We start from the raw sequence: 6,986 nt of genomic DNA, 5'->3' as shown, positions 1-6,986 counted from the left end.
ATACAAAAGCAGGATACACGATGAAGGAGCGCAAGATAGAATATACAGATGACGATGGAAGAGTAAGAGGAATTATATCGTACCAGTATCCACAGTTTAAAGGAACATCTAAGACAATTAAGAAAATAAATAGCAAATTAAAAAAAGAATGTACGAAGTTCTTCCAAGGAGAAAATCCAAAGAATATTAGTGAATCTATACAATCGTCGATAGACAATAATAGGTTTTATGATAAAGAGGAACGATATATTTACCAAACCACTTGTGAAATCACCTATAATAAAAATAACATTGTCAGTATATCTATGAATCAAAAGTGGTATTCAGGCGGTGTTAATAATACAACTAACTATGGTTTTAATTATAATTTGAAAACAGGTAAAAAGTTAGGTATTAATGATGTGATATCGGGAGATGCAAAGAAAAAAATATTGGAGGCAGCGAAGGAGTATTGCGGATCTGATACAGTCGCCTATGACGCTATTAAGAATACTAAAGAAAAAGATTATAAATTCTATTTTAGTAAAGGTAAAGTGTATATTTGCTACGGTAGTTATGAGTTAATGCATGGTACAAGCTGGGACATATTCACTGTTACGGGTAAATATAAATAGCAGTAGAGTAAAAGCCAAGAAGCTTATATTCAATGGATAGTTGGATATGATATTCTTGGCTTTTGGTTGTGTATTACTCAATATATAAAGGTAAATTTATGCGAATAACTTTTTAGAAAAAGAAAAAGCGCAATCATGTAAATATTCCGCTAATATTTACATGATTAACAGAGTTATTTATCTTTATAAGTCGAAATATAGTATAATAATGGTATTATTATTTGATGGCACATACTATGATATCTTGAGTTGCAGTAAATTATTTCTATTTTAGTAAATAAATAAGGAGCAAGATTACATAAGGATATGGCAAGATAGGAGGTTGACTATTGTCGAAATACGGGAAATCAACATTGGTTGGGTTAATTATTAGTATATCATTTGTTGTAGGTGGAATAATTGCAACAGGACAGGCTAAATCATTCTGGAATGTACCATCGGCATTTATAATTATAGGTGGTACAGTTGGTGCCGTTGTTATAGCCTTTCCACCCAAAAGGCTAAAAACTCTTGTACCAGTTATGAAAAGATCTTTAAAAAAGGATGAGTTTGATATAAAAGAAGATATCATAGCTTTAGTTAAGATTTCAGAGATAGCAAGAAAATCAGGCTTACTTACTCTTGAGGATTGTGTTGGCGATTATACTGATGATCCGTTCATAAAAAAAGGGGTACAGCTTATAGTTGATGGTGCTGACGAAGAACAACTCAGAAATTTATTGGAGGGATCAACATACTTCATGAAACAGAGACATCAGAATGGAGCTGCAATGTTAAGTATGATAGCAGCTACAGCTCCAGCATTAGGTCTTCTTGGAACATACGTAGGACTTATCCCTATGCTAAATAGCTTAGATGATCCAACTACGTTAGGGCCTATGATGGCTCTTGAGTTGGTCTCATCATTCTATGGAGCATTTATAGCATATGTAATATTTTCACCAATGGCTAAAAGACTAAAATTAATGAGTAAGGATGAAGAATCAAGAAGAGAATTGCTAATTGAGGGCCTTGTGGGTATTCAGCAAGGGAAAAATCCAAATCTAATAAAAGAAGAACTATTAGCATTTGCTAATATAGAACTAGATGTATCAGAGAAAGACGAAGAAAACAATCCTTTTAAAGTAAAGGAGGTAGCTAATCAACTATGAAACCCAGAAGTAAATTTAGTTCGGAGCATGACGATGGGGACGATGAGGAAACTGGTTGGCAGGATAGTTATAGTGACTTGATGACGGATTTACTTGCAATATTTGTTATTCTGTTCGCATTTGCCATGATGAGTCAGGCAATTGAAGCATCTAAGACAAAGTCTGCAAGCAGTAATATAATTGATATCTCTACTGAATCTGTTTTAGCTGGTTCAGATGGTGTAATGAATGGTGAAGATAGTGTGCTGAATGGTGAAGATAGCATATTGAGTGAAGAAGATAGTGAGATGTCTGAAGAGGAAAGCTTTAATAGTCTATACGAGCACATGAAATCTTATATCAAAGAGGCTGGGCTTTCAGAGCAACTGAGTGTATCTAAGATAGGCAATAAACAGATTCTGCTACGAGTGGCAGCTTCAGTATTCTTTGACTCTGGCCAAGCAGAAATCAATGCTAGTTCAGAATCATTACTTAGCATAATTTCAGAGATACTTGTTAAGTATGATGGATCCACTAAAATGATAAGAATAGAGGGGCACACTGACAATCGCCCGATAAAAACGAGTCAGTTCGATAGTAACTGGGAGTTATCTACAACCAGGGCTGTTAATGTTCTGAGATGGCTTTTGGAAGAATCAGAGCTTGATCCGAAGAAATTATCAGCAGTCGGATACAGTGAGTTCTATCCGATAGCTAACAACAAGACGGAGGCCGGAAGGGCCAAGAATCGACGTGTTGACTTTTTCATTGAAGCAGTGGATAATTAGAAATGAAAGTTAAAAATGATAGAAATGAAATATAAAATGGAATATAAAACAATCTCAAAAAGTTGTATCTTAATGGCGAATATATATTATAACCAAAATGCAATCAACTGTTTGAGATTGTTTTTTGTTAAAGACTAATAACGTTATAATTCGTTATCCTCGATCACCTTAATCAAATGATTCCCAATACAAAAATTAAGATCTAACACACGTTCTTTGTGAAGTTTATCAAAGTAAATAATTAATTTACCATCTGTGTTCTTTATAATCGTACCTTTACCATATGTCTTATGTTCAATACGCGCTTGTTCCTTTAAATCAGTGCAATCAACTAATAATTCACCAACAAAACGGGAAACAGAGAGTTCTTTGTTATAGCGTTCTTTTACAGAGAAGATGTGGAGATATTGTTTTGCACGAGTCATGGCTACATAGAACATACGACGTTCTTCTTCTATATCAGCATCAGAGAGAGCTTTGCCATGAGGAGTGATTCCTTCGTTGGCATCGACTATAAATACTACGGTATATTCGAGCCCTTTAGAACTATGCATAGTAGATAAGGAAACACTATTATCATTGATTTGTTTACGATCTCTAAGCTGCTCTTGTAGCTCTATTGAGTAGGAAGTAATGTGTTCAAACCATTCATCATATGTTGCGAATGGTTTTGCTGCTTCTTGTAGTTCATCAAGAACATCAAAAAGCTCCTCCACTTTAATTCTCCGGAAGGTAGCATATTCCTGAAGATATTCCTCATAACCAATTCCCTTGCGAATGTAATGGATTGCAGCGTGTGGGCTCATTTTTTTTATCATATTTAGGTCATATTCTAACTTAAGAATTCTATCTAGCATCCATTCTTTGTCACTGAATCTACCCTTCAAATCTTCTAAGTCAACAGTAGGACAATCGAAAATATCTCTGGATAAGTAACGCTTTGGCCTGTTTGCTATCTGTAAGAATAGATTACGATCCAGGCTTCCTAGAGCAATTTTTACATATGCAATCAGATTCTTAGCAATCCAGTGGTCATATATATTTGGTAAAGCATCTTTCATACGAAATGGGATGTTAAATTCCATTAATTTATTAACAAGTGCACGAGGTCCAGTGCTTGTACGAAACAAGACCGACATCTCATTATAGGGTATTCCTTGGTCGCGATAATGGCGCATTGCAGTTATTACCTCAGTATTCTCTTCTGAAAGATCTTTGAAGGTTTTTATCATAGGTTCTGGCCCCGAGCTTCGGTTCGCTTCAATTTCTTTTTCAAATCTACTTTTATTGTTCTTAATAACACGCCCAGCATATTTTACTATATTCTGGGAAGAACGGTAATTTACATTCAAAAGTACTCTCTTAGCATCTGGATAGTCTTTCTGAAAGTTTAGCATGATTTCAGGCTTTGCACCGCGAAAACGGTAAATCGACTGGTCATCATCACCTACAATGAACAGGTTGTTTTCAGGTAAACTAAGAAGTTTGACGATTTCGTATTGAACACGGTTAATATCTTGAAATTCATCAATTAAGATGTACTGAAACTTCTTTTGCCATAGAGAAAGAATATCGGAACGCTCTTTTAAGAGTTCGTAACAGAATACCAGCATATCGTCAAAATCAATTAAGTTCTCACTGCGCAATTTGTTTTCATATGCGTTGTAGATTTTCTTAAAGATATCCTCTGAACAGTTAATAGAGTAATAATGGTCAAGTGAGAGCATATCACCTTTAACAAGACTGATTTCATTGGAGATACTAGTAATAAATTCTTTCTCATCATCTATTTCAATATTCAAATGTGCAATAACAGAACGGAAAAAGGAAAGACGGGCTTCCTCAGAGATAATATTAGCAGAAGAGTAGTTATACGCATATTTTAGTATAGTAAAGAAGATGGAATGAAAGGTACCAAAGCAGACAGGAACATGTTCTTGATTCATAAGATGCATGAAACGCTGTTTCATCTCTGTAGCAGCAGCTTTCGTGAAGGTGATAACAAGAATATTAAGAGGATTAATGCCGAGGTCTTCAATCAGATATTTGGTTCGATGAGTTATAACAGCTGTTTTACCAGAACCAGGTCCTGCAAGTACAAGCATAGGACCGTTTTTATGTTGTATAGCTTTTAACTGAGAAGTATTAAACTTCATACGTAATTAAAGTCCTTTCTGAATTAATAATAACTAATAAGTAAAACAACTGCCACATAGGTGGAATGGAAGATAACTCCCATTCGTACCATGTGACAGATTCTAGTTTATTTATTGTAATGCAGCAGTAAGTTTCTCGATACTAATACGAATACGTCTTAAAGACTCTTCTTTACCAAGGATATACATAATTTCATATGCTCCACCTGGAGTAGATTGTTTACCAGAAACAGCAGTTCTAATAGGCCATAAACCTTGTCCGTTTTTAATACCTTTATTTTTAATATAATTCATAATAACTTCTTCAAGAGAAGATACAGAATAATCATCAAGAGCTTCTAAAGCAGGTAAAATTTCTTCAAGTACTTCTTTAGAATTCTCAGAATTAGTTTTCATTTTCTTATGAGTATACATAGCGATATCATAATCAGGGAAATCTTCTAAGAAATCAATATGATCTTTAATATCAAGGAATGTTTCAATTCTAGTCTTTACTAATTCTGCAATATATTTGAGATTAAGATCTTTCTTAATAACTTCTTTGATATATGGAAGTGCTAAATCATAATACGCATCAAAGTCCATATTCTTAATATACTCACCATTCATCCATTTTAATTTATTGATATCAAAAACAGCTGGTGATTTATTAATATGTGTATAATCAAATTCTTTAATAAGTTCTTCTAAGGAGAAGATTTCTTCGTTTGAAGAAGGACTCCAACCAAGTAAAGCAACATAGTTTACAATCGCTTCTGTTACGAAACCTTGTTCAATTAAATCTTCAAATGATGAATGACCGCTACGTTTACTTAATTTCTTATGTTCTTCATTAGTAATGATTGGACAATGGATATAAACTGGAATGTCCCAACCAAATGCATCATACAGACGGTTGTATTTTGGTGTAGAAGATAAATATTCATTACCACGAACAACATGAGTGATGTTCATTAAATGGTCATCTACAACATTAGCGAAGTTATATGTTGGATATCCATCGGATTTGATTAAAATCATATCATCAAGTTCAGAGTTATCAACTGTAATTTCGCCGAAAATAACATCGTTGAATGATGTGGTACCTTCTGTTGGATTGTTCTGACGGATAACATAAGGCATACCAGCTGCTAGGTTTGCTTCAACTTCTTCTTTTGATAAACTAAGACAATGTTTGTCATAGTGAACGATCTCTTTGCTATCATCCTCTGAAACAGAACTCTTAAGGCTCTCAAGACGTTCTTTTGTACAGAAACAATAGTAAGCTTCGCCCTTCTCAACTAATTGTTTTGCATATTCAAGGTAAAGACCTTGTGCTTGACGTTCACTTTGAACGTATGGTCCGCATCCGCCATCTTTATCTGGTCCTTCATCATGAATAAGGCCTGTCTTTTGAAGTGTTCTGTAGATGATATCTAGAGCACCCTCGACATAACGTTCTTGATCTGTATCTTCAATTCTAAGAAGAAAATCTCCATCTTCATGTTTGGCAATTAAATAAGCATATAATGCAGTTCTTAAATTACCGACATGCATTCTACCTGTTGGGCTTGGTGCAAATCGTGTTCTTACTTTACTCATAGTTTCACTCCTAATTTAATATATTGTGTAACTGTTTTGTTATTATTAACGCTACGGCTACATGTATTTAATCATTCTTGCAATAGACTTATTATACTCTAGTGTAGTCATAATTTACAAGGGCTGTCTTCCGTATTTATGGGGTTTGATTAGAAATTAAAGGGGTTATAGTATTAAAGTAGCAAGATAAACACTAGCGAATAATGATAGTAATGCCATAATTAATGAAGCCTTAGCAAAGTTTCTATGTGTTTGACTACGTTTATTACCAAATGCCCATGTGAATAATACGACTATATAGATTAGAAAACCAAAACCAGGAATAATCTGTAGTAACATTACGCCCAGGAAAGATTTGAATGAAATCTCATTGGATTCCATGTTACTTGGTCCTGTAGGAACAACAGGTGTGGGATTGATAGGTTCACGATATTCGAATCCCTTATTTTCTCTTAATGATTCTCCACAATTTTCGCAAAAATTAGCGTTTTCATTCTCAATGTGGCGACCACAAATCTTACAAATCATAATTAAACTCCTTATCTTTATGACGGAATTATTGTACTAACGTCTCATAATTATAACATAATAAGAAAAAAAGTGAAACAACTTATGATTCGATCTAGTTAATTAATGTAGATGAATACAAGGGATATACTTGCAAAGAATATAGTTGAGGAATATAATTAATCCTATTAAAGTAAGGAGGCGTACGAA

6 protein-coding genes are annotated in these 6,986 nt (G+C 34.1%); 3 read left to right on the top strand and 3 right to left on the bottom strand.

All coding sequences use genetic code 11. The annotated features are described in order from the left end of the window. From ACW2QF_RS16145 to ACW2QF_RS16135, 3 genes are all read left to right on the top strand, one after another. On the top strand, window positions 1–614 hold a 614-nt coding region (locus ACW2QF_RS16145), incomplete at its 5' end, for a PdaC/SigV domain-containing protein (RefSeq protein WP_455717039.1). Window positions 615–943: 329 nt separating this feature from the next. Next, entirely contained in the window at window positions 944–1,765 is an 822-nt protein-coding gene (locus ACW2QF_RS16140) for a motility protein A (protein ID WP_455717038.1), read from the top strand. Then, window positions 1,762–2,532: an OmpA family protein gene (locus tag ACW2QF_RS16135; RefSeq protein ID WP_455717037.1), complete on the top strand. Its 771-nt coding sequence runs from the start codon at window positions 1,762–1,764 to the stop codon at window positions 2,530–2,532. Before ACW2QF_RS16140 ends, ACW2QF_RS16135 begins: the two co-directional genes overlap by 4 nt. A 143-nt stretch (window positions 2,533–2,675) precedes the next feature. Here the strand turns inward: ACW2QF_RS16135 and ACW2QF_RS16130 are convergent, their stop codons facing one another. The 3 genes from ACW2QF_RS16130 to ACW2QF_RS16120 form a co-directional block, all read right to left on the bottom strand. Continuing rightward, complete coding sequence (locus ACW2QF_RS16130) at window positions 2,676–4,688, bottom strand: ATP-dependent helicase (RefSeq protein ID WP_455717036.1); 2,013 nt, start codon at window positions 4,686–4,688, stop codon at window positions 2,676–2,678. Window positions 4,689–4,799: 111 nt separating this feature from the next. Further along, a complete protein-coding gene (gltX, locus tag ACW2QF_RS16125) occupies window positions 4,800–6,269 on the bottom strand; it encodes a glutamate--tRNA ligase (RefSeq protein WP_455717035.1) in 1,470 nt (489 codons plus the stop codon). A 165-nt stretch (window positions 6,270–6,434) separates the two neighbouring features. After that, the gene (locus tag ACW2QF_RS16120; RefSeq protein ID WP_455717034.1) at window positions 6,435–6,797 is read right to left on the bottom strand and encodes a hypothetical protein; all 363 of its coding nucleotides are present in this window, start codon (window positions 6,795–6,797) and stop codon (window positions 6,435–6,437) included. Window positions 6,798–6,986 lie beyond the last annotated feature (189 nt).

Source organism: Anaerosporobacter sp. (genome assembly GCF_965301125.1).
Note: the sequence above shows the minus strand (reverse complement) of the source record. Positions and strands in the feature narration are given on the sequence as shown.

What these genes read in the sequence shown, in the direction of transcription:
- ACW2QF_RS16135 (WP_455717037.1), top strand. Translation starts at nt 1,762, where the DNA reads ATGAAACCCAGAAGTAAATTTAGTTCGGAGCATGACGATGGGGACGAT.
- ACW2QF_RS16130 (WP_455717036.1), bottom strand. Translation starts at nt 4,688, where the DNA reads ATGAAGTTTAATACTTCTCAGTTAAAAGCTATACAACATAAAAACGGT.
- gltX (WP_455717035.1), bottom strand. Translation starts at nt 6,269, where the DNA reads ATGAGTAAAGTAAGAACACGATTTGCACCAAGCCCAACAGGTAGAATG.
- ACW2QF_RS16120 (WP_455717034.1), bottom strand. Translation starts at nt 6,797, where the DNA reads ATGATTTGTAAGATTTGTGGTCGCCACATTGAGAATGAAAACGCTAAT.